Source organism: Gordonia sp. LUNF6 (assembly GCF_047041125.1).
Taxonomy (GTDB): domain Bacteria; phylum Actinomycetota; class Actinomycetes; order Mycobacteriales; family Mycobacteriaceae; genus Gordonia; species Gordonia sihwensis.
The window spans coordinates 1-26359 of sequence record NZ_CP178182.1 but is presented as its reverse complement, the minus strand read 5'-3'; the positions used below and the strand labels follow the sequence as shown (position 1 = coordinate 26359).

The window sequence follows — 26359 nt, the reverse complement described above, 5'->3', positions numbered from 1 at the left end:
GGGACTACGCAGCCCTCGCGCGATCGCCCCGCCACGGTGATCGGAGGAAGCGGCAGCGTCAGGCAACTGTCGGCAGCCCCAGCCCTGCCGACGCCACGTCACGTCGGATGCTCCGCACCATAAGGAGCCGGCTACGCCGGCACTGAAACCGACCAAAAAGCGGTCGGTGTTTGTGTTGTTCCCACCATTCTTTTCAACTCGTCGCTGCACTACAAGGGCATGACTCCACTCGCTGCGCTCGCTCCGGCCCTCCGGGCTCGAAAACAATTTTGACGCGGTCGCTGCGCTCCCTTATTTCGCCAAAATTCTTTCCGCTCAACCCTTTCCGTTCCACTCCTCGCCGAAACGAAGGCCGGTAACAACACAAACCGCACCTAACAACAGTTCAGGAGGAACCTCATGTCCCAGCCCACCGACACCGAGCCCTACGAGGCCCCGGTTTGCAGCAGCTGCGCCGCCGCCATCGTCAACTGCGACTTCACCGGCCACGAGGGATTTCGGTTCGACCTGCTCATGTGCTTCCTGGCTGTGGCCGGACCGCTCGTGCACGACCGCACCGCCGATGTCCCCGACACCTTCGAATGGACCTGCACCGGATGCCACGAACTGTGCATCGGTGAGGCCGAGTGGATGACCACTCGGAACTAAGAGAAAGGAACACCCCCATGTCCGCAACCGTCTACCCCGTCGAGGTGTGCGACCGCATGATTGCCCGCTACCCCGACCGCATCGCGGACGCAGGCGGCGACGTCCAGTTCGCCGTGTGGCTCCTGGACGTGGATCGGCACCTCGCGCGCCGCCTCGGCGGCCTCGGCCACCGCGACATGCCCGACCTGTGCTGGGCCGACGCCTACGAATCGGGCACCAGCGCCCGCGAAGCCGCCCTCGACGCCATCTGCGAATGGCACGACAACGGAGACCTCGGACTCTAACCAGCGTCCGAACAACGCGCCAGCCGGTCCGCAGGACCCGGACCGGCTGGCGCGCCCCCACGGTAACCCACCCCGAAAGGAACATCATGACCACCACCAACGCGCCCGCCGCCGAGCTGCGCCACGTCGACCCCACCACCGTCGCCATCGCCGACAACATCCGAACCAACACCGCCGCCGTCACCGACCTCGCCGACAAAGTCGCAGACGGCGTGCTCGTCCCGATCCTGGCCTACCTCGCCGACGACGGCACCGTGACCGTCATCGACGGCCAGCTCCGCACCCTCGCCGCCCGCGAAGCCGGACTAGCGACCATCCCGGCCTACATCGTCCCGGTCACCGATCCCAGTGCCACCGACACTGAACGGATCATCGCCCAGTACATCACCAACGAGCACCGCACCGAGTTGCTCCCGTCCGAGCGGGCCAAGGCCATCGAACAGCTGCACCTGGCGGGAATGTCCGCGAGCAAGATCGCCAAGAAGCTGCGTCGCACCAAGGCAGAGGTAGACCACAGCCTCATCGTCGCCAAGAGCACCGAAACCCTTGACAACCTCGACACTCTGCCCGAACTGACCCTTGAGCAGGCCGCAGTCCTGGCCGAGTACACCGATGACCCGGAGGCCACCGACGACCTCCTCGAAGCCCTGTACGAGGGCCGATTCCACCACATGGCCCAGTACCTCGCCGACACCGCCGACCAGCGTGCCGCGATCGCCGCCGCCGGAGCCGATCTCGAGGCCGCAGGCATCACCTGGGGCAAGCACTACCAGGGCAGAGCGCTCCGCGAGTTCGTCAAAGTCGACAACGGCACCGCTATCACCATCGAGGACGTTCCGACCGAGCACCGCTACGCCCGAGTCTTCGCCGACGAGGAAACCACCTGGACCGCCGCCGACGGCACCGCCGTCGATGAAACCCTCATTGACTGGTCCCTCAAACACAACACCGACCAGGACGCCGCCCCCGCCGACGGGATGATCGACCCCCGAACCCTCACCCAGCACACCGAGGTACGCGCCGAAATCGACTGGCACATCATCAACCCCCAGGGCCTCGAAACCGTCACCACCCTGTGGGAATGGAGGCGCGCCAACCCCACCCAAGAAATCGGCAAGCAGATCACCGAACAGCAGCGCGCCGAAGAGGAAGAAGCCGCACGGCAGGCCCGCCGCCGCGTCAAGATCCTCAACAAGAAGGCCGTCGCCGCCCGCGAGGTCCGCATCACGCACCTCACCAGCTGGTTCACCCGCAAGACGCTCCCCAAGGAGCACAAGCAGGCCATCAGCCAGTTCGTCTCCGACACCATGTGGTCCCGCTACGAACTGTTCGGAACCGCCCGCCAGGACGGCGACGCCCGTAGCATCACCGCAGCCATGCTCGGCATCGACGAACGCGACATGACCGCGACCCTCGCCGACGCAGCCCCCGAACGCGCGCAGCTCATCGGCCTGGCCATCGCCGTCGGCGCGCACGAATCGATCATCGCCAAGGACACCTGGCGTGACCCCTACGGACGACGCGCCCGCACCGCCTACCTCGACTTCATCGCAGAGGTGACCGGCTACACCCTGGCCGACATCGAGAAGGCCATCGCCGGACACATCGACCCCAACACCATCGACCTGGACTGACCGCCCCCGGCCGGGTGAGCACCACACCACTCACCCGGCCCCCAGCCCAGGCCTCGCGCGCGAGCGGGTGCCGGCCCCATCGAGGGACCGGCACCCGCCGGCCAAACGGCCGAACAACGGAGCGACCCTGACGGGCCGCACCCACCCGATCGGTGCACGCCGCCCACCTCCGCTCCGCTCCGGCGACCACCGCACACCCCGCGGCTCCGCCGCGACAAGGAAACGGCCCTACCGGGCCGCTACAGCCCCTCCCCTGACGTGGTGCGGGCCGCTCCGCGGCCCCGCACCACCACACCCATCCTCACGCGCCCAGCTCACGCAGCGTTTCGTGAGCCTTCTCCAACGCCTTCAGCGCCCGCAGTCGTGCTCGTTCTGCCACCTGTGTATCGCGCACAATCAGCAGTTCGGGCGAATGCTCCATATCGTCGATGAGTCCTCTCAGATTCTCCAGACTCATCAGACGTTCCTCTTCCGTTACTAACCCGCAGAACGCTGACAAGTCGACCATCGACGAACGTTCATTATTCCACTCAATAGCGTCCAGAACAGGTTCCCTCCACGCAATTCCGTCCGCGTCCATCGCGTTGCGAAAAGCCTCAGAGACAGTCAGCTCAACTCCTGGTACTGGCGCTGAAATAGCGTTCTGAATGCGTCGAATCTCCCTCCAACGCAGCCGCTCCCGATGTAGGAAACCCTGATCATCCAAGACCATGAGAACCTCGCGAGCGGACAGGCCACCACCTCGCCTGCATACCGATTTGATGGTCACCAACTCCCACCAATCAGCCAGATCACGAGCCCGACAAACAAGGGCAAAAACGTCAACCATGACCGGAACTTTACGGTAAATGACCAATTCTCTGAAGGCCGGTGACAGCCGCAGCGTGAGTGCCCCGACGGCCAGGACCAGCACCATCACCTACGAATCGATCAGAGCTACCGCGACAGACAAACCTCACGCAGCCACGTCGCTCCCGCACAATCACCTTTACGTTGAAGTACGTCCGGGGCGGTTGCCTCGGGCGCTCGTCCGCGGTTCGGGGCGTGGCTCGACAATCACCTGTTGTCGCTGGTGGCTTGGCGGGGAAGGTCACCCCGGACCGTGACGGGTCGTTTCGGCCGCTGATTGAGATGTGTTCGCGAACTTGTCGCTGTGTAAAGGTGTGCCGGCGAAACCACCCTGACGAGGTGACCGCGTACGAGCAGAGAGGTTCATATGGTCGAAAGAGTCTGGGTTGGAATCGATGTCGGTCGTCACGCACACCACGCCGCCGCGGTCGACGACGCGGGAGTGGTGCTGTGGTCGCGACGAGTACCCAACGACCAGGCAGCCATCGAAGCGATCATGGACCGAGTGTCCGAGATCGAATCGGTGGTGTGGGCGATCGACATGACCGCACCGGAATCGGCCCTGCTCCGAGGGGTGTTGTCCAGCCGCGGCCAGCACGTGCGCTATGTCCCTGGTCGCGTTGTGCATAGCATGACTGGCGCGTTCGCCGGCGAGGGCAAGACCGACGCCCGCGATGCGGTGGTGATCGCCCAGACCGCCCGGCTGCGTGGTGATCTCGCGACAATCGCAATTCCCGACGATGTCGCGATCGAACTCGACTTACTGACCGGGCATCGCAGTGATGTGGTCGCTGAACGTACTCGAGGCATCAACCGGCTGCGCGGCCTGCTGACCCGCATCTTCCCTGGTCTGGAACGGTGCTTCGACTACTCAACGCTGACCGGCCTGGCGTTCCTCACGCGCTTTGCCACACCGGCTGCGATCGCCGCAGTGTCCGACGAGGAGATCTACGACCACCTACGCGGTCACGGTGTCCGCCGGCCCACCATCCCGAAGATGATCGCCAAGGCCCGTGCCGCCGCGGCCGCGCAGACCGTCACCCTGCCTGGCGAGGCGACCACGGCTCGGCTGGTGCAGCAGGCAGCCACCGCCCTGATAGCACTCACTCGCCAGATCAACGAGCTGGACAAACAGATCACCGAGGTGTTCCGCAAGCATCGCCACGCTCGGATTCTCGAATCCGTACCCGGCATCGGCACCCGAAGCGGAGCCGAACTCCTCGCGATCACCGGCGGCGACCTCACCTCTTTCGGCTCGGCCGCCAAACTCGCCGCCTACGCCGGACTTGCTCCAGTGCCCCACGATTCAGGCAACCGCCACGGCACCCTGCGCAGACCACAGCGTTACCACCGCGGACTACGCAAGGTGTTCTACATGGCAGCACTCAACAGCTCCCAACGCGACGGGCCATCCCGCGAGTTCTACCAGCGCAAACGAAACGAGAAACGCTCCCATGTTCACGCGCTCATCGCACTCGCCCGGCGACTCGTCGACGTTGTGTGGGCACTTATTCGAGATGGACGGTTGTGGACCCCTCAACCCGTCGCTCTGTCAACGACCCCACCGGTCGCCGCGTAGATCACTCATTTCGAGCGCGCCTCACGAAAGCTGTCGGCGGAAGTTGATACAACTTTCGGGTGCAATCGAAACATGAGGTGGCTGCGTCAGAGCGTCGACGCCACTGGCGCGGTGAGCGCAAGGCTGTGTTGGTTCGAGTGCCCGTCGGGCTCGCCGAGCAACTCGCCGCGGAAGCGTCGAGTCGAGGCACGTCTGTCAGCGAGTGTGCTGCCGCGATCCTTGCAGACGCACTTCACGAAGGGTCAGTAGCGTGACTCGAGTTGTGCAGGCCGCCGCCACCGAGGTTAAGGACACTCTCGCGCTGCGGAAGGCCCGTGGTGCGTTCTTCACACCGCCGGCGCTCGCCGACTTCGTCTCTCGTTGGGCAGTCCGTGATCCTCTTGACAGCGTCTTGGAGCCGTCGTGTGGCGAAGCTGCGTTCCTGATATCAGCGGCGAGTCGACTGGACGAACTCGGGGCGCCACGTACGCATGCCCAGCTCGAGGGGATCGAGATTCACGAGCCGAGTGCTCGGGCTGCGGCCAGTCTGGTGGAGTCGACCGGCCGCTCAGCAAGCATCCGAGTAGGCGACTTCTTCGAGGTCCCGAGCGAACGCAGATTCGATGTTGTTATCGGTAATCCGCCCTACGTCCGGTACCAGGATCATTCGGGTGCCGCTCGCCTCGCGAGCCGGCGTGCAGCTCTTCGTGGCGGTGTTGGTCTGACCGGCCTCGCCTCCATGTGGGCGGCAGCAACAGTGCACGGGGCCGAGTTCCTACGCCCAGGCGGGCGTCTTGGCCTCGTCGTGCCCGCGGAACTGCTATCGGTGAACTACGCAGCGGAGGTCCGCCGCTACCTGATGGAGCGGTTTGGGCGGGTACGTCTGGTCATGTTCACAGAGCGGGTATTCCCGGGTGTTCAGGAAGAGGTCGTGCTTCTCCTCGCCGAGGACGCACTTGCCGAGGGCGGCACGGATCATTGCGAACTGCACCAAGTCCGGTCGATCGATGACCTCGACGATGAACTGTCAACCGGTGCGGCACAGCACCGGTGGCGACCCGCACACGCGCGTGCGAAGTGGACACCTGCATTGTTGCCCGCCACCGCATTCGAGGCGTACTCAGATCTCGCCGACAGCACCGGATTCGGGGTGCTACACGAGTGGGGAGAGACCACTCTCGGCGCGGTCACCGGCCGCAACCAATATTTCGCCCTGTCACCTGCACAAGCACGGAAACTGCGCCTTCGCGACTCAGAGACAGTGCGACTGTCCCCTCCGGGAAGTCGCCACCTACGCGGTCTGTCGCTGTCGACTGAAGCGCTGAACAGGCTGGGTGCCGAAGGAGCGCAGACACTACTCTTCCGCCCCGGAGTCAAGCGCTCCGCGATGTCGCCAGGGGCCAGACGCTACCTGGACGAGGGCGAACAGTCCGGAGTGCACGAAGCCTACAAATGCCGTGTCCGCTCGCCGTGGTGGCAGGTGCCGATCAGCGAGCCCGCTGATTTGCTGCTTACCTATATGAACGCTGACACGCCGCGCATGACCACCAACTCAAGTAGGGCAGTGCACCTCAACAGCGTCCATGGGATCTACCTGAAACCCGAGCATCGACCTCTTGGGGCCGCGCTACTGCCCATTGCCTCGCTCAACACCGTGACTCTTCTCGGGGCCGAGCTCGTCGGACGTGCCTACGGTGGCGGCATGCTCAAGATCGAGCCGCGAGAGGCCGACCATCTACCGCTCCCCTCGCCCCAACTAGTAGAGCGGTTGGAGCCGGACCTACGGCATCTGCGAGCTCCGGTGCGCGAAGCGCTCCGCAGCGGCGATCTGCTCGGCGCCGTCCGGCTCGTCGACCACATTGTCCTTCGTGACGGGATGGGCGTATCGGACAACCAACATGCTGAGCTCGTTGCTGCGCATGCCCTCATGTCTGCACGCCGCCTCGCTCGTGCCGCGAACCCCCGGCGCAGTAGCTGATGGCGCGCACAGACTCGTTCAGCCAGTTTGATCATCTCTTCGGAGACGAACCCACCGACCCGTGGTCGCACCACCGTGGTGAAACTCCTGCCTACATCCCCGATTACCGACTTCTCGAACAGCTACTTGGAATACCCGTAGCAGAAGGCGCGGCCTCGGAGAGCGGCAAGTTCGCCAATGGAATCGATGCGTGGATCGCCCATGAGTTTCGCCGAGCTGGATTCGAGCGAGACGAGGTGTGGCCCAGAGCTTCTAGGCCTCGCGTGCTTCCGCGGGATATCAGCGTGCTGCTCGAGAAGCTGCCGGGTCCGCTGAGGGAACAGGTCGCTGCGCGACTACCGTCGATCGCCGCCGTTGCACCAGTCGACGCTCGTGTGCTCGGTCAGGCATACCCCAAGCAGGTCGATGTTGTGATCGCACGGTGGGACCGGGGACCGGAATTGCTCGTGTCGACCAAAGCGCAACTCTCAAGCTTCGGTAAGAACCTGCCCAACCGGTTCGAAGAATCCTACGGCGACGCCAGCAATCTCCGGGGCCGCTACCCGCTGGCTTCGGTGGGGTACTTCTTCGTCCAGCGCGCCACGATCATCCGCGATGAACCTGATGCATTCGAGCGCACGATCGACATGGTCCGAAAGCTCCGACATCGAGGAGATGTCAACGGCTACACAGCAACTGCTCTGCTTCTGGTCGACTGGGATGGGTCGAACGCCGAGACCGCCGTCACCGCATACCCAGAATTGGTGCCCGACGACATCAGCCCAGCGAGCTTTTTCACTGGGATGATCGACCATCTCCTGTCCGTCACGCCCATCTCGTACCACGTTCGAGTCAGGGAACGCCGAGAGCGCCGTGACCTACCACTGCCCAACAGTCCTGACGGCGGCTGAGAGATGGCAACCGCACGACTCGAGGTTGGGGAGACGGCTGCGTGAGCAACAACATACGAGCTGCTCAGACATACACGTCCGCGGCAAGAGAAGGGCCGTAGGATGGCTCGCCCGCAGCGCTGGGAGCTGCTCCTCAAGGCGTCACAACAGGAGGCTCTTCTCGCTGTCAGCCTGTTTAACGACCCCGGACGGGAACGCTCCCTCGAAGGATTCATCATCCACATGCACATCGCGTGGCTGTACGCCTTCCAAGCGAAGTGGATGCGTGCCGGCGAAAACTACCACGTGCTGAAGTCGGAGAAACCACTCCGCTACAAGCGGATCAACGACGAGCGGATGTCGCAACCTCTGGAATGGTTCGTTCGGCAGGAACACCCTACTGATCAGTCCGTCGTACGAGCCAACCTCGAGTTCTTCATCGCTCTGAGAAACAAGATCGAGCACCGGCACACCGGCACCGACGACGCACTGGCAACGATCGTCAACGGCGAATGCCACTCGATGCTTCTCAACTATGAAGAGTTCGTGACCGGATTCGCCGGCAAGAAGTACTCACTGGCCCACCGGCTACACTTCCCCGTGTTCATCGGGGGCTTCACCGACCAAGGCAAGAGCGACCTGCTGAAGCTGACCCAGACCCTGCCCAAGGATCTACGTACGTTCCTTGCCGAATACGATGCCGGCCTCAGCGATGCGGTCTCACGCGACCCCCGCTACTGCATGCGGCTCACCATTCTGCTGGAGAGCGGAAACCGCAAGGGAGACTTGTCACTGCAGTTCGTCAACTACGATGACCTCACAGAAGAGGAGCGCGTCACCGCCGAAGAGATCGCCAACAAACGGGGATATGTAATTACGAAACAGAAGACGCGCCCCGTCTCGAACGACGACAAGTACAGGCCTGGTGCCGTCGCCGCGAAGGTGGCCGCCGAGATCCCGTTTCACTTCGCCCCGTCGCACGAAATGGCGGCAGCGTGGAGAAAGAACCACTGGCGACCCCCGAAGGGAACCGGCGACCCGCGAAACACCAGGTCGGACTTCTGCGTCTACGACAGCGCGCACGGCGACTACCTCTACACAGAGGTGTGCGTGAAATGGCTGATCAAGAAGTGCAAGACGGAGGCAGGATTTCGTGAGGCGACGGGTTTGACTCCGAGACCGAAGGATTCTTGATGTGGATGCTTTCTCAGCCAAGCCATCCCACGAACCTTAGCTAGCCGTTCTCGGCCTCATAGGCCCAATCGGATTGCGGTCAAGCGTGCCTTCACCCAAGGCAGCTCTGTGCGGCAGCACCTGCTCACGCTGAAGCTTGCGTTCCCGCATTGAGATCCCCGCCGCTGTGGTCAAGCAGGGGGCACCCAGTCCGAGCAGCCCTCGGCACCGCCAGCCCTGCCGACCCCAGCGCCACGTCAACCGGACCTGACGCCTCCGGCGTCCAAGACGGCCCGTCCGATGCCGGCTCCTACCGTCGCCTCAACCATCGGGAATGAACCGCTACGCGGTGCCTCACACCGAGAAAAGCGCTCGGTGTTTGTGTTGTTCCCACCATTCTTTTTAACTCGTCGCTGCGCTACAAGGGCGTGACTCCGGTCGCTGCGCTCCCTCCGGCCCTACGGGCTCGAAAACAATGTCCACGCGGTCGCTGCGCTCCCTTATTTCGCGGACATTCTTTCCGCTCATCCCTTTCCGCTCCACTCCTCGCTAAAACGATGGCCGGTAACAACACAAAGCCGCCACATCAACAGTTTGGAAGGTATCGCCATGAATCAGCCCACCGACACCGCAACGAAAAGTCGGCGGCGTCCTCGCGCGCCGCCGCCAGCGCCACCACACCGACCACCGTCAGACAGAGCGGCACACAGGACCTGTGCCGACCAACGATGAAAGGCCAACCATCATGGCTATCAAGATCAGCACCGACACCGACATCGTCACCTCCGCAGCCGGAGTCATCGGCTTCGCACCGCGCGAATCCATCGTCACCATAATGCTCACGAACGACCAGCAGATGGCCTTCACCGCCCGCCATGACATTGCGGACAACAAGCTGCACAATGTCGGCGCAGTCGGCGAGAGTCTCGATGCCCAGTCCGCGATCGTCGTCATCGTCTCCGAAGAACTCGACGCGGCCGACGTTGAGCAGCTCGCCGCCCAGGCCACCACCGTCTACGCGGCCCACGGCATCGCAGTCGTCCGCCGACTGCACGCGCCCGTCATCCAGTACGGAGCCCGCTGGACCAACCTCGACACCAAGGACACCGGACTCGTCGACGATCCCGACGCGTCGACCGCCGGACTCTACAGCCGACTGACCGGAGGAGCGCCCACCGACAGCCGCGAGACGCTCGTCGCCGACATCGAGCGCACCGTCGCCGAATACACCGGCGACGACTACGCCCGCATCACCGCCAGCCGAGCACTCGACGAACTCAGCACCGTGATCACACATGGCACGCCGACCGAGGTCGCACCGGACGAACTCGCTAAGAGCCTTGCGACCTACTCGCGCATGGGAGGGTTCCGCGACGCAATCCTTCGTCTGGCCCTCAGCGAACGTGGCGCCGCCGCCGAGGCCCTCATCGAGCTGGCCCGGCACCTCCGAGGACAGGACCGCGCACACCTGCTCACCGCAGCAGCCGCTGCGATCTACCTCACCGGCAACGGAGGTAAAGCCCGAATGCTCCTTGACGCAGCCAGAACCGCCGCAGACGGTGACTTGCTCGGCATCGGCATGATCCTCACCCGCGTCCTTGAGAGCGGGATCCCGCCGGAGATCCTCGCCGAGGCCATCGCCGCCACCGACTAGGCAGCAGTGAGCCGGTGGTCAGACCAAAACGGCCTGACCACCGGCATCGCCGTCCACACCGCGCGACGCCCACGACACATCGACGCCCACCACACCCGACGCCGCCGAACCGAAGGCGCCAGCGAACACCGCTGGAACAGACGCGACCGCGACCTCTACCTCAGACATCATGAATCCACCCTACGTCCGCACCCCACAGCGACGCCGCCCCATCGAGGGGCAGGCGCCCGCACCGGACGCGCCGCACGCCAGCGGCAGCCGGTAATCCCTGCCGGACCCGCGCCACGTCTGCCCGTTCCTGACGCCTCCGGCGTCCGAGACGGCCCGTCCGATGCCGGCGACTAGCGTCACCTCACCCATCGGAACGAACCGGCTTCGCCGGTGCGGCCCCTTGCCAACCCCACGCGAGCGACGGGGTTTGTTGTGAGGCCAATTCTTTTCACTTCGCTCACTCCACGCAAGGGCCTGACTCCTCGCTACGCTCGTCGGCCCTACAGGCTCGAAACAATATCCACGCGCTCACATACGTTCGCTTATTTCGCGGACATTCTTTCGCTCACACCCTTGCGTTCCGATCACTCAGTAAACGATGGCCGGCAACAACAAATCCCCACCCACCAACAGTCAGGAATAACCCTCATGACCCAGCGAACCACCACCGCGCAAGAAACGATCGAAATCGACAACAATATGCCGCGCGGCCTGCGCCGATCGCTAACCGAAAAGGACACCACCATGTATGCCCCGGCCGTCATCCCCAACGACCTCGCCAGCACCTACACCGGAATCTTCTGGACCGCCGCCAACAACCTCACCGGCCACGACGACGACGTCATCACCGCCGCCACCCGCGCAGCCGCCGTCAACGAACACCATGCACGCATCATCGAACAGCTCGCCGTCAACCGCGCCCAGAAACTCCACCCCACCAGCATCGACCCCCACAACCCGCCGACCCGCTGGACCTGGTGGCAACACCACCTCTCCCGACTGCAATCCTGGACCGTCCTCGCCACCCTCGCCGACGAATACGCCAGCCACGACGACCACCTACAGGGCCTCCGCAGCGGCACCTGGCAACCCGCACCCACCACCAACGAATAGCCCCAAACACCCCAAGAAGAAGGCGAAGTACGACGTCGAAGAAAACAAAGTAACCGCCCGACGAATCGACATATAATCGTTGCCTAAAATACTCGAATAAGCCTAGCAATATCGCGCGTACTCGATTATGATGAAAGAAACGAACACGGCTCGACTCGCACTAGATCAGGATACGAAACAATGAGCACAGAGACCCCTACCATCACCGTCTACACAAAGCCCGCATGCGTGCAATGCAACGCCACCTACAAAGCTCTCGACAAGGCCGGAATAACCTACGTTGCCGTCGACATCTCCACCAACGACGACGCCCGCGACTACGTCCTTTCACTCGGCTACCTCCAAGCCCCCGTCGTCGTCGCCGGAGACGACCACTGGTCAGGGTTCCGCCCCGACCGCATCAAGCAGCTCGCCGCCGCATAACCCACCGCAAGGCCAGAAGGGACCACACCATGACCGGCACCGACCACGACGCGCACCAGCCCGCCGACACCGTGCCGGCCACCACCAACGAGGAAGACGACGACATGACCGCGACCCTGGAGCATCCCGCACTCGAGACCGTCCACGACGCCACCGACACCCTCGTCGGCCTCCCCACTGACCTCGACGACATCGACGCCCAGATCCACGCCGAACTCGACTTCCTTACCTCCCTCATCTGGTCGCCGGCCACCGCGGCCGCCATCCACGCCCTCGTCGGCGACCACCAGCACCGCGACAGCACCGGCGGCTACCCGGCCGACCGAATCCCGATGAATCATCCGTTGTTTCTCAGCCCGATCCACGGCCGGATCTTCCGGACTGTCGTCGAGCTCGTCGACGAAGGCGCGCCCGTCACCCCGCAGATCCTCATGACCCGCATCGGCACCACGGACCGCGCCGCCCGCCAAACCCTCATCACCATCGCTGCACCCACCGGCCACGGCCCACTCCCCGGCGGCAGCGACGTCCCGTACCTCAGCCGCGGCATCGTCGACGCCTACTACCGCCGCGGCTACACCGCACTCCTCGCCCGAATGCAGATCGCGCTCGAGGACGCCGACACCGACGACCTCGCCGGCCACTGGACCACCCTCACCAACCACCAGCAAGCAGCCGAACGCCGCCGGTTCGCCGTCACCGACGCCCTCGCCAAGCTCTGATCCAGCAGAAGGAGAAGACCGATGAACGCCCGCCACCTCGACCACATCACCGAACACCATCCACGGCAGCAGCTGCATGTCCCCTACCTCCTGCTGCACGGACCGATCACCGACCGCAGCCCCGCCGCCGACCTCCACACCGAGCCGTCCGGCCGGGTCACAGTCCGCCGGCACCCGGTCAACCGCGCCGACTTCATGGTCCGCATCACGTGCGCCGGCCACCCCGACCCCGTGTGGACCAACGCCGGCAACCTCGCACACCGCCGCTGCGACGACTGCCTCGACATCTGGACCGACCGGGCCGCCGAAGCACACGAGATCAGCGGAACCGCCGACGCCAGCCTCTACGCGCTCACCGACCTCACCACCACTGTCGCCGGCCGCCGAGAAGCCTTCCTCCTGCACGCCAACGAACTCCCCGACTCCTGGTACGAGGACGAAGGAGACCAGTAATGGCCACCCCAACGACCTCACAACAGATCCAGGACGAGGACGACGCCGCGCGCCTGCGCCACGAGGGACGGTCCTGGTCCCTCGTGGCGCAGGCCCTCGGCGTCACCACCGCGACCGCCAAACTCATGGCCGCAGCCAGCGACCAGCGCGCGACTGACCGAGCCCAAGAACATCAGATCGCACTGTTCTGACAAGACCGACGAGAAGAGGACCCGGCTATGGTTTCAAGCCCGACATATACTGGACACCCAAACGAAGGGGGAGCCATGACCACGAAGAAGCGTGTACTCAGCGTGCAGGAGTGCCGTGCTCGGGCAGCAGCACTGCCGGAGGAGTGGTACAGCGCCAGTGCTTCCGCAGCCTCAACGATGGCCGGCATGCCGCTGACCACTGAGGACTTCGACGCCCTGCGCAGGATGCGCAGCGGGGAAACGACCTTCGCAGAAGAGCGCGACCGCATCTTGTCGGAGACCCGACAGCGCACCGCTCAGACACGTCAGGCCAAAGCCGAGTGAGCACAGAAGACCCCAACGACATCGAGGTCCCGGCCAATAAGGTCGGGGCCTCGACTGTTGAAGAACTCGAGGCAGTCGAACGCCTCGCAGCAGCGAAGCGGATCATCGAACTCGACTCCTACGACTACCTCGACCGCGATGACTACGATCCCGGGCTGCGTCCAGAGGTTCTGACTGCACTCGAAGCCCGACGCTTCGACGTCAGCTACCTCCAGGCCATTCACGCCTACATCCTCCAGGATGTCTACGACTGGAGTGGACAACTGCGTGTGGCCGGGCAGCACACATTCGCAATGGGGATCAAGCATGCACCACCTGAAGTTATGCGTCAGCACCTTCCCCTGTTGGAATCCGATATTGCCTTGGATCGCCCGGACCTCGACACCCCAGCCCAGCAGGCGCTCGAAACAGCAGCACATCACTGGTCGCAGATGACCTACCTGCATCCTTTCGTCGACGGAAACTCCCGCTCCCAGCGCGTGTTCTTCAATGAGTACCTACGCGACGCCGGCTGGGACATCGACTGGAACAAGGTCGACGCCGGAGCGGTCCACGCTGCTCGCCACGTCAGTCTCGTGTTCAACGACCCGACCTACCTCGCGGCCCAACTTGATCGCGGTCTCGTCGGGTTCGGCGACCCCGCAGCGGTTGGATCACTCGGCGAACTAATGCAAGTCGAGTACGCGCGCGACAAGAAGTCAGTCGAAGACATCTACTTAGCGATGTTCGGGTACGCCGAGGAGGCAACGGCAGACAACGGTCGAAACGGATACACCTTCATCAAGGACTACGCAGCCGCTCAGCGGCCGCAAAGTGCTGCTGAACGCGCCGCCCGACTTGCGTCGCGTGGCACCAGCCGTACGTCTCCTACGACCCAATCATCGCGGAGCAACCCGATACCGAGCTCCCGGCCGACAGGAAGTTCCGAACGATCTGGCTGGCGGCACTCATCATCCCCTGAGCGCTAGTCCCCGCTCTCTAAGCCGCTCCTCTCTTCGCCATGATCGTTCAACAGCGCATGCACACGCTGGCGGCTTACCCCGAGCGTGGCCCCAATCTCCGGCAGCGATATTCCCTGGTTCCGCATGAACTGCGCCAGCGCCAATCTGGACCGCACCGACTCCCTATTCGCGGCCTTGAGTGCGGTGTCGGCGGCTTCGACGTCGCCGACCAGCCGAGCAAGGTCCGCAGGCCACCGAATCGACCTCCCCGATTCCTCAGCGAGCATCCGCACCTGACGTAGTGAAACACGCCCCACTCCGACGACGAACCAGCCGTCGCCGGCCCGCTCCACGATGATCTCGCCCATGACGTTCATCGAAGACCTCCCGCCCACATCTGTCAATAGCCTATTGACGGGCGAATTGGTGTCCGACTACGGTACGTGGTACCCAGCTCTGCCTCCGGGAGGTGAGAAGGTGGTTCCCGCAACGATTTGGACGGTCGAAGTAGAAGGGGACCACCCCGATGGATGAAACACGCCCGGACCTGGCAGCCAGGGACGAACTAGGAGGTAGGCACGATGTTGAACGCACTCGAGACACTGCGGGGACAGCTGATCGAGCAGGAGATGCCGACGGACAAGATCGAGCAGGAGCTCGAGGCCGCCGAAGTGCAGATCGCGACTCTGATCACCGAGCACACGCACCTGCTGAACGCACAGTGGAGGCGGGACCACCCCGGCAGGCAGCCGACGTTCCCGGAGTTGCAGAAGCTGCACAAGCGGGCTCGGATGATGGGCGAGGAAGTGTTTCTGGCCCAGTTGACCGAGATGCCAACGGATCGGGAGGAGCCGGAGCCGGAGCTGCAACAGTCGCGCACGACGAATTGGTGGCTCGACGAGACCCTCGAACCGAGCGAGCAGATGCAGGAGTTGGCCGATCTACTGTGGCCGGACCGGACGGTTCGGTTCCGGGTGTGGGCGGCGGATCTGCTCGAAGCGCGGAGGCTCGACCACCTGCCGGTGCCCAGCAGTCCGCAGGACGCTCTCGCGGGCGACGTCGCGGACGAGGTCGATCGCGTACTGATGACAATCAGCTCTCAATCTTCGACCTAGACGACTACCGCGCCCCGAGTAATCCGGCGCTGGCCGACCCTGGCGGCACCGTTTTGCCACCGGCCGACGGGAGGACACTGCCTACAGTCGATCAGGACGAGCCTGGCGTGCCGATGTCCCAGTGGTCGACGCGGAAGGTCGAGATGGCCCGGCGGCCCGACGGAAGCATGGTCGCTGTTGACGCCGACACGACTGTGGCCGGGTTAGAACCGGATCCTGCTCCACTCGACGAGGCCCGCGCCGATCACGACCAGGACACTCGCTCATCGACAGCCTCACCGGTCACGACGGAGCACTCGTCTCGACCCGCTGCGGCAAGGTTCGTGCATCCAGGTCACCAACTCGTACCCACCGGAGCGAAAGCTCGCGCGCGTGCCAACATCGCCGCGGTGCAGATCGTCCGCACCTGCCGTGAGGAACAGCGACCAGCGACGCCTGCTGAGCAGGACGTCCTCGCTCAATGGTCAGGATGGGGCGCGATTCCGGAGATCTTCGACGAATCAAGAGGCGAATGGGCCGCGGACCGAGCCCGGCTACGCGAGCTGCTTGGACCGGACGAGTGGGCAGATGCCCGTGCTTCCACGCTCAACGCTCACTACACCGACCCTGCAATCGCCCAAGTCATGTGGGATGCGCTGCAGAGGGCTGGATTCGAGTCTGGCCGAGTCCTCGAACCCGGCGCCGGATCGGGTACGTTCATCGCGCTCGCACCCGAAGACGCGGTCATGGTCGGCGTCGAGAAAGACCCAGTGACCGCTGAGGTAGCGCACTTGCTCAATCCCCATGCGCAGATCCGTCTTGAAGGTTTCGAGGTCACCAACGTCCCTGAGCGGAGCTTCGATGCGGTGATCGGCAACGTGCCGTTCGGGAAGTTCTCGGTCCCCGACCCAGTGTGGAACCCGCACAACCACTCGATCCATAACGCATTCCTGATCAAGAGCTTGCACCTGACAGAGCCTGGCGGGTGGGTCATGGCCATCACTACTGCCGGAACGCTTGACGCGCAGAATCGGCGTTCCCGTGAGGCGCTCGCTGAGCTGGCCGACCTCGTAGGCGCGGTCAGGCTGCCGACTGACGCCTTCAAAGACGTCGCCGGCACCTCGGTAGTCACTGACATCCTGATGTTCCGCCGGCTGGACAGTCCTCGACCGAAGTGGGACAAGCCTGCATGGATCGACACCACCGAGGTGGACGTTCCTGCGGCCGACGGAGGCCTGGAATCGGTGCGGATCAACGCCTACTTCACTGAGCCCGAGCATCGCGAGCACGTGCTTGGCACGCTCTCGGTCGGCCGCGGCCTCTACCGTGACGGGTCGCTGACTGTCAGCGGCCGCGACGCCGACCGACCGCTGGCCGATCAGGTCCGAGAGGCGCTCACAGACGTCGTCGATCGCGCGCTACGGCAGGGCGCCGGACACAGCCCGCGGCCACGAACGGAAGATCAGATTCACAAGTTCGCTACTGGTCTCGGGACGCCGGCGACTCTGTATGCCGATCAGGTCACTCCCGGTCATATCCGCTATGACGTCGAGCGCAACGTATTCGAGTCGGCGGATTTCAGTGGCCAGTGGCAAGAACTCACCATGCCCAAGTCCCGGATGAAGGAAGCGCGGCACCTGCTACGTCTCCGGGATCTTGGAACCGAACTGATCGCTGAACAGACTTCGGAGGCGAGCAACCCGGATCGTAAGGCGCAGCTTCGCAACGAACTAAATGCAGTCTACGACGCGTACCACTCCGCGTACGGTCCGATCAACCGCTTCGCAGTTCACGGCGGCCGAGCGCGGACACCAGAGGAAGCCGCCGAACGGCTCGCAACGCGAGTGCAGAAGTGGCGGGTGGCCAACCCTGAGACTAACGGCCGGCCGTGGCAGGGCGAGCTGCCCGAGGACACGCTCGCTGCGCTCACAGAAGAAGCATGGGCCCCGACCTCGGTAAGCGTGCGACAACCACATCTGGAAAAGCTGCGACGCGACCCAGGTCTATCGGTAGTGCTGTCTCTGGAAAACTTCAACGAGGATGACCAAAGCGCGCGCAAGGCGGACATCTTCGTACGCGATGTCGTTGTCGCACCCGAACGCGCCGAACATGCCGAGTCCTCCGCAGACGCCGTCGCGATCACGATGGCGGAGAAGGGGCGGGTCGACCTTGAACGGATTGGCGAGCTCCTGGGTCTGCAGGACCACGACGAGATTCGTACCGCCCTCGGCGACACGGTATTCATCTCGCCTGACGGCACAGGGGATCTCATTCCGGCCGAGCATCTGCTCACCGGCAACGTACGCCAGCGTCATACACGATTGACAGAACTAGCCTCGGCGGCCGAAGACACAGTGCTTGCCGGCGAATACACTCGCGCCGCCGCCGCGGTCGCCGAAGTCATCCCGAATGACCTCGCTGCTACCGACATCGGCCAAGTGCAGCCAGGAGTGACGTGGGTATCCCTCGAGGACTACAGGCAGTTCATCGTCGAGGCTCTCGGAGGCCCGAGCGACACCACCGTTGAGCGTGCGGCAGGTAGCTGGGTAGTTACCGGGAGCCCGTATCGATCAGACCGCGCCCGCTACGAGAGCGAGTTCGGTGCGGAAAGCCGGGACTCGCGCAAGTCGCTCAACGCAGGCCAGCTGTTCCAGAAGCTCCTGAACCAGGAGCCGATCAAAGTCAGCAACCCGCAATCGGAGATCGAGGCCGGCGCGCCACTGGTGGATCAGGAAGCAACGATCCGAGCACAGGTGCAAGCAGAGAAGATCGCGGCTGAGTTCGGTCGCTGGGTCTGGTCAGACCCAGAGCGCAGCACGAGGCTGTTGCGCGAGTTCAACGACCGCTTCAATTCCTTCGTCCCGCCCGCGTACGACGGTTCGCACCTGACGCTGCCGGGACTGTCCCCCGACTTCGAGCCCCACCCCTACCAACGGGCGGCAGTCGCACGCATGATCGCCGAGCCGACGGTGCTCCTCGATCACGTTGTCGGCGCCGGCAAAACGGGATCGATGCTCATGGGGGCGATGGAGCTCAAACGTCGTGGTCTCGTCTCACAGCCGTGGCTCGTGGTCCCGACCCATCTGATCGAGCAAATGACGCGCGAGTCCAAGCAGTGGTACCCGGCAGCGCAGATACTCGCAGGCCGCCGCGGAATGACTGACGAAGATCGCCGGCAGTTCGTTGCGCAGACCGCGGTCAAGGAATGGGATCTGGTCATCATCCCCGCGAGTGTGTTCGAGAGGATCAATGTTCATCCGGACCGCAGACGTAACCACCTCGAACGCCAACTCGTCGAACTCGGCATCGAACTGGACCAGAAGCTCGGCAGCGGATCGACCGCGACGATCAAACGGATCGAGCAGGCGAAGAAGACTCTCGAGAAGCGCATAGCGAAGTTGCAGACCCTCAAACTCGACGATGGTGTTCGGTTCGAGCAGTCGGGATGCGACTACCTGATCGTTGATGAGGCACACGGGTACAAGAACCGCCAGCGGGTCGCGTCGATTGACTCACTGGCGCACGTAGGATCGGCAAAGGCCGAAGACCTAGCGATGAAGCTCGACCTGCTACGGGAGCGAGCGCGACACAAAGCCCTCGCTGAGGGACGATGGCTCGTCCCCGGTCAAGAGAAGGTGGCGACCTTCGCTACCGGTACACCGATCGCCAACAGCCTCGCTGAGGCGTGGGTGATGCAGTCCTATATGCGACCGGACATTCTCGCATCAGCCGGCGTCGCATCAGTCAACGACTGGTCTGCGATGTTCACCAAGACCACCTCGCAGACTGTCACCAACGCAACTGGAACACAGCTCCGCGTGGTCTCCAGCGTCAACTCGTTCAGCAACGTCCAGTCGATGTATGCACTCTCCGCAGTATTCTCCGATGTCGTCGTGCGCGACCAGGTGCCGGCAAACCTTCCTAAGTTCGGCGCCCGCAAGATGATCCTCACCGAACCCGGCCAGGAAGTCCGCGACTTCATCACCGACCTCGAGTACCGCAGCGATCACATGCCCGATGATCCGCGGCTCGACAACCCGCTCAAGGTGCTCAACGACGGACGCAATGTCGCTCTCGACCCCAGACTGGTCGGACTCACCCCATCCGAAGATGGCCGAACTCGCGCGGAAGCAGTCGCTGAGACTGTTGCGGCGATCCACCATCGAGACAACGAGCGCGTCTACAACGACGGAGCGGGTCAGCCCTCACCGATCCCGGGATCACTGCAAGTCGTCTTCTGCGACCGCGGTACTCCGAAGCCCGGTGGACAGTGGTCGGTGTATGACGCGGTCCGCGGCGAGCTGGAGCAGCGCGGTGTGCCGGCCGAGCAGATCCGCTTCATCCACGACGCCGTCACACCGGCCCAGCGGAACCAGCTTTTCGACGACTGCCTTGCTGGCCGTGTGCGCGTTCTCATCGGGTCCACCGAGCGCATGGGAACCGGAATGAACGTTCAGCGCCGCCTCGTTGCCCTCCACCACATGGACGTGCCGTGGCGCCCAGCGGACCTGGAACAGCGCGAGGGGCGCATCATCCGCCAGGGAAACCAGAACGATGAGGTCGAGATCTACAGCTACGCCACAGCTGGAACCACCGACACAATCATGTGGGGCAAGGTGGAGGCGAAGGCAGCGTTCATCAGCCAGTACAAGCAAGGGCTGATCGACAACACCGCGGACGTCGCCGACATCGAGGAGCAATCCCTGACCGAGGCCGCCGCGGCCACGAAGGCCGCGGCCACCGGTGACGAGCGGTTCATGCGAATGGTCGAGTTGCAGAACGACGTCGACCGCCTCACTGCACTCGAGAACACTTTCCGGGACGCTCAGAACCAAGCGCGCTTCGACCTTCGCACCCTCGAGAAGAAGATCCCCGCGCTGTCGGCGAGCATCAAGGTCGTCACACCCCTAGCGGAGTCGATACCGGACTGGGACGCAGCAGGGCGACCCCTCACCGTCCTTGGGGCTGGCGAACCCGCGGCGCATCCAGAACGCCCTGAACGAGGTGAGGCGTTACTCGAAGCGATCCGCTTCCGCTGGATGGGTCTGAAAGGAATGGGCGCCGGCCACTACAAATCGATCGCTGAGTTCCCCAGCGGTGTGCAGCTACAAATGTCGCGGCCGGCCGATGGCGAAGATATCCACTTGCGGCTGTTCGGCGGTGCACTCGACGAGCCGATCTGGATGCGGAACCTCGACGCCGACAGCACACTCAAGTCGACCTCCCTGTCAGCTACCGCGAGCGGAATCTTGACTCGAGTGGAGAATGCTTACGCCGCCATCGCGACCCGGCCTCAACGACTCCAGCACGACTTGGAGCGGGCGATTAGCGACAAGGATCTGGCCGCGGTACGCGCCGACGGAGTCTTCCCCGATGCGGATCGGCTGACCGGACTTCGTGTCGAGCTGCAACAGATCAAGATGGCGATCGAAGCGGCACAGAACTCGCCAGAGGAACGAGCGCGCCGCGAGGCTGCCCAGCTTCGCCTGGCCAGCAGCGGGCGAGAACCCGGATGGAGTCTGCAATGGAACCCCACCAAGCAGATGCTCGAGGAGTCGCCATGCGACTCGGTCGATAGGTACCGAGCAGCAGTGCAGATTGGCGAAGCTCGCCGATCAGCGGAATGGCACCGCACCCACGCTCCTGACGGCAGAGAACTCACCCCGTCCGAGATCGCCGCGAATGTCGCCCGCCGCGGTCTCAAACCGATCAGCCCGGTGAACTCCAGACCCCAACCACCAACGCAGAGCACACGCGACGCTAGTCCCAACCGTTCAACCCAACCGCGCGAACCGGGACTGGAACTGTAGAGCTACCCACCAGATGGAGGCGGTCACCCTGCACAGGGTGACCGCCTCCATCGTCTTCACTCCCCGACTACGTGCCGGCCGACGATCTTCAACGCTGAATCTGTCGCCGGTACTCGGCGTCGTACGCTGCCTGCCGCCGGCCGTGCCACTCGGCCTGCTGCATGGCCATCACCCACTGTTGATGTTGCTGGGCCTGCGCTCGCCGCCAGACAGCAAGCCGTCGCCGGTTGATGATGAACCGCGCGACGAAAGCAATCGTCACGAGCCACGACAACGTGATGACGACGACGAGCATCTGTGTACCTGACAGCTCGTGCTGGACCATGAGTCCAGCCGTCAGCCCGATGAACAAATAGAACACGATGCCGAGACCGAGTGCCTTCAGCAGCCACACGGCCACACTGGGCCGCCGCCTCGTCGGCTGATGCGGCGGCGGGAACGGTGCGCTCATGATCGACTCCTGTCTCTTCGGCTGTCACCGTATCGGCACGCGATGACATCTGTTCCTCTCGACCTCGACTTCGTCTGGCTGAGCCCGGGCAGTCAGCCCAGGACCCACATCTTCTCCCCAGCCCGTCCCAGGCCTGGAAGCAGCGAATCGTGCGGTCCACGCGCGCCGAACGGGCCTCCCTGCGGTCGGGCTCTGCTTTCCACTCCGCTGCGCTCCGTTCGCAATCTACCACGCGGAGCGCGGAGCAAGCTATTGTTTAGGCATGCCTAAACGTTGCGTACCTTTGCTTTCGCCGGTACGCTGAGACCGAATCGTTGATGTCGGCGGGGTTCCCCGGAGGGGATCGCTGCGCTGGGCTCGGTGGCCGGAGGCCAGGGAGGCGGGGCTCATGAATGAGCAGGACCCGAACGCTTCGCGCGCGTTCCTCCGCCGGCGTCGGCGCAACGTGGTCGGTGGTCGCACCAACAAGATCGAAGTGAAAGTCACTGCCGTAGAGCAGCAGCGACTACGTGCTGCCGCCGACGACGCCGGCGTCAGTGTTCAACGACTGATGGTTGCGCGAACCTTGTCACCTGTTGCGGCCGTGCCAGTAGGACGGGAAGAGAAGGTTGCGGCCTGGCAGCAGGCTGTGGACATGCGCAACTTGATCGCTGGCATCGGCGTCAATCTCAATCAGATCGCTCGACAGGCGAACTCCGAGGCTGAGATTCCGGCAGAGTTCGCCGCGGCGTGTGCAGGTGTCGATCGCGCGCTCTCCCGGATCACCGCCGCATTCAACGAGGTCTTCAACGATCCCTCGACGAGGATCGGCGAGTGATCCCGGCGATCTCATCCGGCGCACGGATGTACGGTCTGGTCTCGTATCTCGCCGGCCCGGGTAAAGCGAACGAACATGAGAACCAGCACGTGCTCGCCGCCAGTTCCTCCGAAGTGTTCTATGCCGGAGGCGCTGGAGCTGTGCTCGATGCCGAGCACGTTCACAATCTCGCGGCGACCCTCGATGAGGCTCGAGTGGTGTTCGGCGCCGAAGTTGTGCGGCGCGACAACAGGAAGCTCGCGGCCGCCCGTGAACGTGGCCTGGGCGGGCGTGCAGCGCTGGCTGAGGCCAGCATCGATGAGAATGTGTGGCACTGTTCGCTGTCGCTACCTCCGGAAGCCGGGGCACTCGACGATGCCCAGTGGTCGAGCATCGTCCACGAGTTCATGGAAGAAATGGGCTTCGACGACCCGGATCACGCACAGGCTCGCTGGGTGGCGATCCGTCACGGGGTAACGAAGAACGGTGGCGATCACGTGCACATCGCAGCATCACGTGTGCGTGATGACGGGTCGGTCGTGCAACTGTTCCGTCCACACCCGGAACGTAGCGACCGCAAGGAAGGCGACTGGCCGCGCGCACAGCGTGTGTGCCGCGCACTCGAAGCCAAGCACGGTCTGGAAGTTCTGTCCGGTGGCCGAGACATGCCTACCCGCGGCACCGCCCATGCGCAGTCCGCGCACGCGGACAAGGCCGGCCGACCGGAGGCTCCCTCGGCCGAACTGGCTCGGCGCGTGCGGGCGGCCGCGGTCGCGTCGGAGAGCGAAGCGGAGTTTGTGCGACTGGTGCGGGCCGACGGATTGATTATCCGGCCTGCACACTATGACAAGACCGACCCGAAGGCCGTCACCGGATTCAGCGTCGGCCTGCCGGCGAGTGAGTACGCCAACCGGCACGGAAAGCCGATCATGCACGGCGGCAAGAAGCTCGGTGAAGATCTGTCATTGCCACGACTTCGTGAACGATGGATCGACGACAAGAACGCACGCGCTGATGCCAGGTCGGCGTGGGAACATGCGTCACGCAATGCTGCACCGTCTCCTCCCCCACCGCCGCGCGGTGAGCAGCCTGTCATCGCTCAGCTCGCGGCTGTCGATGACAGGCTGCGCTCGATCCTCCGACCGCTGGCTCAGTCGTCGGCGACCGAGGCCGATTATGTGCGCGCGGTCCGTGCTCACCGCGACGTGTTGATTCGTCCACGGTTCGCCCGCGGCTCCACCACCGAAGTCACCGGCTACAGTGTCGCGCTCCGGCCCAGTCTGGCCGCAGACAGCGACGGTAAGCCGGCATGGAGGTCGGCCGGATACCTCGCTGACGAACTGAAGCTCTCGTCGCTTCGGCAGAGGTGGCCCGGCGGCACCGACCATCAGAAGCTGGCCGCGGCGGCGTGGCGTCGCGCGGACGTGACGCCCGTACACGCCGCCGACTCGCGGCCGGCCGGTCCTCGCGCGGCGGCCGCGGCCGAGGCGGCCAACCGTTGGGAGAGACGCGTTAACTCGGTCTCAGATAGGACGTCGAAGTCGTGGCACACTGCCGCCGGTGACACTGCCGCCGCGGTCGGTGCGGCGGCCCGCCACATGGGCGGTGCGGACGCGCGTGATCTGAACCGGTTGGCCGATGCACTCTCCGGCGCCGCCAGCGAACGTCGCAGCACCGGAGCGGCCGGAAGCCGCGCGCAAACGCGTAGTGCTGTCGCTCGTGTCGCGGCGACGATGATCGCCGGTGCGAGCAACGGAGACGACACCACATTGCTATGGATGGCCGTGACTCGGCAGATGATCGCCGCCAGTCGCGCGATCGCAGAAGCGATGGCAGCGCAAGGACATCTGCGGCAAGCGCGGCGGATCCGTGCAGCCAGTGCGGCCGTCGATCGCCGGTTCGCTGACCGCGCGCCGTCCCCGGCGGCGAACCGGACGAGGCCGGCCGCTCGGCGGCAGGTGTCGGCAGGCCCGCCGATCGAGCGGCCTCGTCCGACACCACGGTCGAACGAGGGACGTCGAGGGTTCGAGCGATAGAGACGACCGCAACATACGAACACGACCCTGTGATCACGTGGCGATCACAGGGTCGTGTTCGGGTGATAAGGCCGGCAGTTACACCGCTACCGGGCGAGATGGCGTCTCGCCGACCGGTGGTGCCGCAGACTGCGCGCCACTCTCGAGTTTGGGCTCGGTGCGCTTGGTTCTGCGCGGGGCGCGCTTACGGCCGGCCAATGGTTCCACCATGAGTTCGTCGAGTCGCGCCTTGGGCGCTCCGCTCTTACGTGCGGCCTTGACCAATGCTGTCAACTGGTCGACCCGCTCCCTATCCGCGGATAGGAACTCCTCGCGGGCGGCGAGGATCTCGCGCGAGAGAGCCATCGCTGGCACCAGCGCCTCGCGCCGACGACGTTGGCGCTCCGCTAGCTCGGCGGCTTCCTTCGCGTCCTCGGCTTCCAGCTCGGCCACGACGTCTGCTGCTATGTCTGTCATGTTGTCCTACCTTCTATGAGATTGCTCGGGTGGCTGACCGTCCAAGGAACCACCGCATGTATCAATCTACGGATTCGTGGGTGTCAACGGCCGGAATGTCCGCGTTCGCGATCGGCACCGCGCCCGGCGGGAGGCTTGGCCTTCGGCGCCTGCTTGGCCGCGGTGACCGCGGCCCGGCGAGGGTTGGTCGGATGGTCCTTGGCGGCCAACGTCGCCGCAGTGGCCGCGCCTGTGCCAGTCGTACCCGCGGCGACCTGACCGCTGCGGGACACGTTGTCGGCCGCTGCATAGCCGTCATCGGCGTGTGCGCTCAGAGTCTCGGCTTCACGATCGGCGGCCTGGGCGCGCCCCATCAGAGAGGTCACCTCGGCGGCATCGCGGTCGATGGCGGGATCGTTCTCGCCGAGAAAGGACTCTCGGTTCTCGCGCAAAGCTTCACCTGCGGCCTCGGGCGACTCGGACAGCAGCGCGTCTGCGTCGATCCCGTACTCGCGAATGCGTTCCATCAGGTTGTCGCGCAGCCGGGCGGCAGTCGCCGAACCGTCGCCGTCGCGGTCTGCCGCACGCAGCAGATCGAGCACATCGGCCGGTGCCGCCCGATCAGCCCACTGCCGATCATGTTCGCGGTCGCCAATTCTCGAAACATCCAGCCCGTATCGGGCCTTCACCTGTGCGTCGAGTTCGGAATCACTGAGGCCACCGATCGGGCTGGGTGCCGAACCAAGCTCCGGCTCAGTGTGCCGAGCGACGCTGGACAGTGCTGGATCGTCCTGCGCTGCCTCTTGCCGCATCTGCTCTTCGGCGCTTTGGCGCAGGCGCCGCATAAGGGCTTCGATCAGTGAGGCACCGTGGCCGAGTAACTTAGCTGCGGTCCGCTCCAGAACCTGCTCGAGTTCGTCGTGGTCTTGCAC

The 26359-nt window shown here is 64.2% G+C and carries 25 protein-coding genes; 19 read left to right on the top strand and 6 right to left on the bottom strand.

From position 1 onward, the window contains the following. Positions 1-399 precede the first annotated feature (399 nt). From ACK8HH_RS18775 to ACK8HH_RS18765, 3 genes are all read left to right on the top strand, one after another. Positions 400-648: a hypothetical protein gene (locus tag ACK8HH_RS18775; protein WP_045539842.1), complete on the top strand. Its 249-nt coding sequence runs from the start codon at positions 400-402 to the stop codon at positions 646-648. A 17-nt stretch (positions 649-665) separates the two neighbouring features. Then, complete coding sequence (locus tag ACK8HH_RS18770) at positions 666-932, top strand: hypothetical protein (RefSeq protein ID WP_052692452.1); 267 nt, start codon at positions 666-668, stop codon at positions 930-932. Positions 933-1018: 86 nt separating this feature from the next. Then, positions 1019-2566, top strand: a complete 1548-nt coding sequence (locus ACK8HH_RS18765; protein WP_045539844.1) for a ParB/RepB/Spo0J family partition protein — start codon at positions 1019-1021, stop codon at positions 2564-2566. A gap of 301 nt (positions 2567-2867) precedes the next feature. Here ACK8HH_RS18765 and ACK8HH_RS18760 read toward each other — a convergent pair whose 3' ends face one another. Further along, the gene (locus ACK8HH_RS18760; RefSeq protein WP_158298038.1) at positions 2868-3485 is read right to left on the bottom strand and encodes a hypothetical protein; all 618 of its coding nucleotides are present in this window, start codon (positions 3483-3485) and stop codon (positions 2868-2870) included. Positions 3486-3782: 297 nt separating this feature from the next. Between ACK8HH_RS18760 and ACK8HH_RS18755 the strand changes: the two genes are divergently transcribed. The 5 genes from ACK8HH_RS18755 (at position 3783) to ACK8HH_RS18735 (ending at position 10647) form a co-directional block, all read left to right on the top strand. Then, complete coding sequence (locus ACK8HH_RS18755) at positions 3783-4994, top strand: IS110 family transposase (protein ID WP_101841755.1); 1212 nt, start codon at positions 3783-3785, stop codon at positions 4992-4994. 250 nt (positions 4995-5244) lie between these two features. Continuing rightward, entirely contained in the window at positions 5245-6951 is a 1707-nt protein-coding gene (locus ACK8HH_RS18750) for a class I SAM-dependent DNA methyltransferase (protein WP_233500221.1), read from the top strand. Next, positions 6951-7841, top strand: coding sequence for a hypothetical protein (locus tag ACK8HH_RS18745; RefSeq protein ID WP_101841753.1), 891 nt, complete (start codon positions 6951-6953; stop codon positions 7839-7841). The genes ACK8HH_RS18750 and ACK8HH_RS18745 overlap by 1 nt, the downstream gene beginning before the upstream one ends. Before the next feature lie 102 nt (positions 7842-7943). After that, positions 7944-9014: a DUF3644 domain-containing protein gene (locus ACK8HH_RS18740; RefSeq protein ID WP_101841752.1), complete on the top strand. Its 1071-nt coding sequence runs from the start codon at positions 7944-7946 to the stop codon at positions 9012-9014. A gap of 724 nt (positions 9015-9738) precedes the next feature. Further along, the gene (locus ACK8HH_RS18735) at positions 9739-10647 is read left to right on the top strand and encodes a DUF4192 family protein (RefSeq protein ID WP_039867934.1); all 909 of its coding nucleotides are present in this window, start codon (positions 9739-9741) and stop codon (positions 10645-10647) included. An 18-nt stretch (positions 10648-10665) separates the two neighbouring features. Here the strand turns inward: ACK8HH_RS18735 and ACK8HH_RS18730 are convergent, their stop codons facing one another. Continuing rightward, positions 10666-10818, bottom strand: coding sequence for a hypothetical protein (locus tag ACK8HH_RS18730; protein ID WP_156150526.1), 153 nt, complete (start codon positions 10816-10818; stop codon positions 10666-10668). Between the two features lie 468 nt (positions 10819-11286). On the opposite strand from ACK8HH_RS18730, the gene ACK8HH_RS18725 reads away from it, so the two are divergent. The 7 genes from ACK8HH_RS18725 to ACK8HH_RS18695 all read left to right on the top strand — a co-directional run bounded on the left by ACK8HH_RS18725 (position 11287) and on the right by ACK8HH_RS18695 (position 14832). After that, positions 11287-11751, top strand: coding sequence for a hypothetical protein (locus tag ACK8HH_RS18725; RefSeq protein WP_006897723.1), 465 nt, complete (start codon positions 11287-11289; stop codon positions 11749-11751). Between the two features lie 180 nt (positions 11752-11931). Next, positions 11932-12174, top strand: a complete 243-nt coding sequence (gene nrdH / locus ACK8HH_RS18720) for a glutaredoxin-like protein NrdH (protein WP_006897724.1) — start codon at positions 11932-11934, stop codon at positions 12172-12174. A 29-nt stretch (positions 12175-12203) separates the two neighbouring features. After that, positions 12204-12896, top strand: coding sequence for a hypothetical protein (locus tag ACK8HH_RS18715; protein WP_006897725.1), 693 nt, complete (start codon positions 12204-12206; stop codon positions 12894-12896). 21 nt (positions 12897-12917) lie between these two features. Further along, positions 12918-13349 (top strand): hypothetical protein, encoded by a 432-nt coding sequence (locus ACK8HH_RS18710; RefSeq protein WP_006897726.1) that lies wholly within the window; start codon positions 12918-12920, stop codon positions 13347-13349. After that, positions 13349-13540 carry a hypothetical protein gene (locus ACK8HH_RS18705; protein WP_006897727.1) on the top strand — a complete coding sequence of 64 codons (192 nt, stop codon included), beginning with the start codon at positions 13349-13351 and terminating at the stop codon, positions 13538-13540. The genes ACK8HH_RS18710 and ACK8HH_RS18705 overlap by 1 nt, the downstream gene beginning before the upstream one ends. Before the next feature lie 75 nt (positions 13541-13615). After that, the gene (locus ACK8HH_RS18700) at positions 13616-13864 is read left to right on the top strand and encodes a hypothetical protein (protein ID WP_006897728.1); all 249 of its coding nucleotides are present in this window, start codon (positions 13616-13618) and stop codon (positions 13862-13864) included. After that, complete coding sequence (locus ACK8HH_RS18695) at positions 13861-14832, top strand: Fic/DOC family protein (RefSeq protein ID WP_006897729.1); 972 nt, start codon at positions 13861-13863, stop codon at positions 14830-14832. The genes ACK8HH_RS18700 and ACK8HH_RS18695 overlap by 4 nt, the downstream gene beginning before the upstream one ends. Here the strand turns inward: ACK8HH_RS18695 and ACK8HH_RS18690 are convergent. Beyond that, complete coding sequence (locus tag ACK8HH_RS18690) at positions 14829-15182, bottom strand: hypothetical protein (protein ID WP_006897730.1); 354 nt, start codon at positions 15180-15182, stop codon at positions 14829-14831. The genes ACK8HH_RS18695 and ACK8HH_RS18690 overlap by 4 nt on opposite strands. A gap of 204 nt (positions 15183-15386) precedes the next feature. Here ACK8HH_RS18690 and ACK8HH_RS18685 point away from each other — a divergent pair, with 204 nt between their 5' ends. Together ACK8HH_RS18685 and ACK8HH_RS18680 are read left to right on the top strand one after the other, a co-directional pair. After that, a complete protein-coding gene (locus ACK8HH_RS18685; protein ID WP_006897731.1) occupies positions 15387-15920 on the top strand; it encodes a hypothetical protein in 534 nt (177 codons plus the stop codon). Positions 15921-16309: 389 nt separating this feature from the next. Continuing rightward, positions 16310-21709, top strand: a complete 5400-nt coding sequence (locus ACK8HH_RS18680; RefSeq protein WP_278127478.1) for a helicase-related protein — start codon at positions 16310-16312, stop codon at positions 21707-21709. An 88-nt stretch (positions 21710-21797) separates the two neighbouring features. On the opposite strand, the gene ACK8HH_RS18675 is transcribed toward ACK8HH_RS18680, so the two are convergent. Beyond that, the gene (locus ACK8HH_RS18675) at positions 21798-22160 is read right to left on the bottom strand and encodes a hypothetical protein (RefSeq protein WP_006897733.1); all 363 of its coding nucleotides are present in this window, start codon (positions 22158-22160) and stop codon (positions 21798-21800) included. A 388-nt stretch (positions 22161-22548) separates the two neighbouring features. Here ACK8HH_RS18675 and mobC point away from each other — a divergent pair, with 388 nt between their 5' ends. Further along, the gene (mobC, locus tag ACK8HH_RS18670; RefSeq protein ID WP_006897734.1) at positions 22549-22977 is read left to right on the top strand and encodes a plasmid mobilization relaxosome protein MobC; all 429 of its coding nucleotides are present in this window, start codon (positions 22549-22551) and stop codon (positions 22975-22977) included. Next, the gene (locus ACK8HH_RS18665) at positions 22974-24992 is read left to right on the top strand and encodes a relaxase/mobilization nuclease domain-containing protein (RefSeq protein WP_006897735.1); all 2019 of its coding nucleotides are present in this window, start codon (positions 22974-22976) and stop codon (positions 24990-24992) included. The genes mobC and ACK8HH_RS18665 overlap by 4 nt, the downstream gene beginning before the upstream one ends. A gap of 78 nt (positions 24993-25070) precedes the next feature. Here the strand turns inward: ACK8HH_RS18665 and ACK8HH_RS18660 are convergent, their stop codons facing one another. Further along, positions 25071-25448 carry a hypothetical protein gene (locus ACK8HH_RS18660; RefSeq protein WP_006897736.1) on the bottom strand — a complete coding sequence of 126 codons (378 nt, stop codon included), beginning with the start codon at positions 25446-25448 and terminating at the stop codon, positions 25071-25073. 83 nt (positions 25449-25531) lie between these two features. Continuing rightward, a complete protein-coding gene (locus ACK8HH_RS18655; RefSeq protein ID WP_006897737.1) occupies positions 25532-26359 on the bottom strand; it encodes a hypothetical protein in 828 nt (275 codons plus the stop codon).

Coding starts and splice junctions, on each gene's coding strand:
- ACK8HH_RS18685 (WP_006897731.1), top strand. CDS start 15,387: ATGTTGAACGCACTCGAGACACTGCGGGGACAGCTGATCGAGCAGGAG.
- ACK8HH_RS18770 (WP_052692452.1), top strand. CDS start 666: ATGTCCGCAACCGTCTACCCCGTCGAGGTGTGCGACCGCATGATTGCC.
- nrdH (WP_006897724.1), top strand. CDS start 11,932: ATGAGCACAGAGACCCCTACCATCACCGTCTACACAAAGCCCGCATGC.
- ACK8HH_RS18700 (WP_006897728.1), top strand. CDS start 13,616: ATGACCACGAAGAAGCGTGTACTCAGCGTGCAGGAGTGCCGTGCTCGG.
- ACK8HH_RS18775 (WP_045539842.1), top strand. CDS start 400: ATGTCCCAGCCCACCGACACCGAGCCCTACGAGGCCCCGGTTTGCAGC.
- ACK8HH_RS18675 (WP_006897733.1), bottom strand. CDS start 22,160: ATGAGCGCACCGTTCCCGCCGCCGCATCAGCCGACGAGGCGGCGGCCC.
- mobC (WP_006897734.1), top strand. CDS start 22,549: ATGAATGAGCAGGACCCGAACGCTTCGCGCGCGTTCCTCCGCCGGCGT.
- ACK8HH_RS18690 (WP_006897730.1), bottom strand. CDS start 15,182: ATGAACGTCATGGGCGAGATCATCGTGGAGCGGGCCGGCGACGGCTGG.
- ACK8HH_RS18715 (WP_006897725.1), top strand. CDS start 12,204: ATGACCGGCACCGACCACGACGCGCACCAGCCCGCCGACACCGTGCCG.
- ACK8HH_RS18740 (WP_101841752.1), top strand. CDS start 7,944: ATGGCTCGCCCGCAGCGCTGGGAGCTGCTCCTCAAGGCGTCACAACAG.
- ACK8HH_RS18710 (WP_006897726.1), top strand. CDS start 12,918: ATGAACGCCCGCCACCTCGACCACATCACCGAACACCATCCACGGCAG.
- ACK8HH_RS18745 (WP_101841753.1), top strand. CDS start 6,951: ATGGCGCGCACAGACTCGTTCAGCCAGTTTGATCATCTCTTCGGAGAC.
- ACK8HH_RS18725 (WP_006897723.1), top strand. CDS start 11,287: ATGACCCAGCGAACCACCACCGCGCAAGAAACGATCGAAATCGACAAC.
- ACK8HH_RS18705 (WP_006897727.1), top strand. CDS start 13,349: ATGGCCACCCCAACGACCTCACAACAGATCCAGGACGAGGACGACGCC.
- ACK8HH_RS18660 (WP_006897736.1), bottom strand. CDS start 25,448: ATGACAGACATAGCAGCAGACGTCGTGGCCGAGCTGGAAGCCGAGGAC.
- ACK8HH_RS18755 (WP_101841755.1), top strand. CDS start 3,783: ATGGTCGAAAGAGTCTGGGTTGGAATCGATGTCGGTCGTCACGCACAC.
- ACK8HH_RS18735 (WP_039867934.1), top strand. CDS start 9,739: ATGGCTATCAAGATCAGCACCGACACCGACATCGTCACCTCCGCAGCC.
- ACK8HH_RS18765 (WP_045539844.1), top strand. CDS start 1,019: ATGACCACCACCAACGCGCCCGCCGCCGAGCTGCGCCACGTCGACCCC.
- ACK8HH_RS18730 (WP_156150526.1), bottom strand. CDS start 10,818: ATGATGTCTGAGGTAGAGGTCGCGGTCGCGTCTGTTCCAGCGGTGTTC.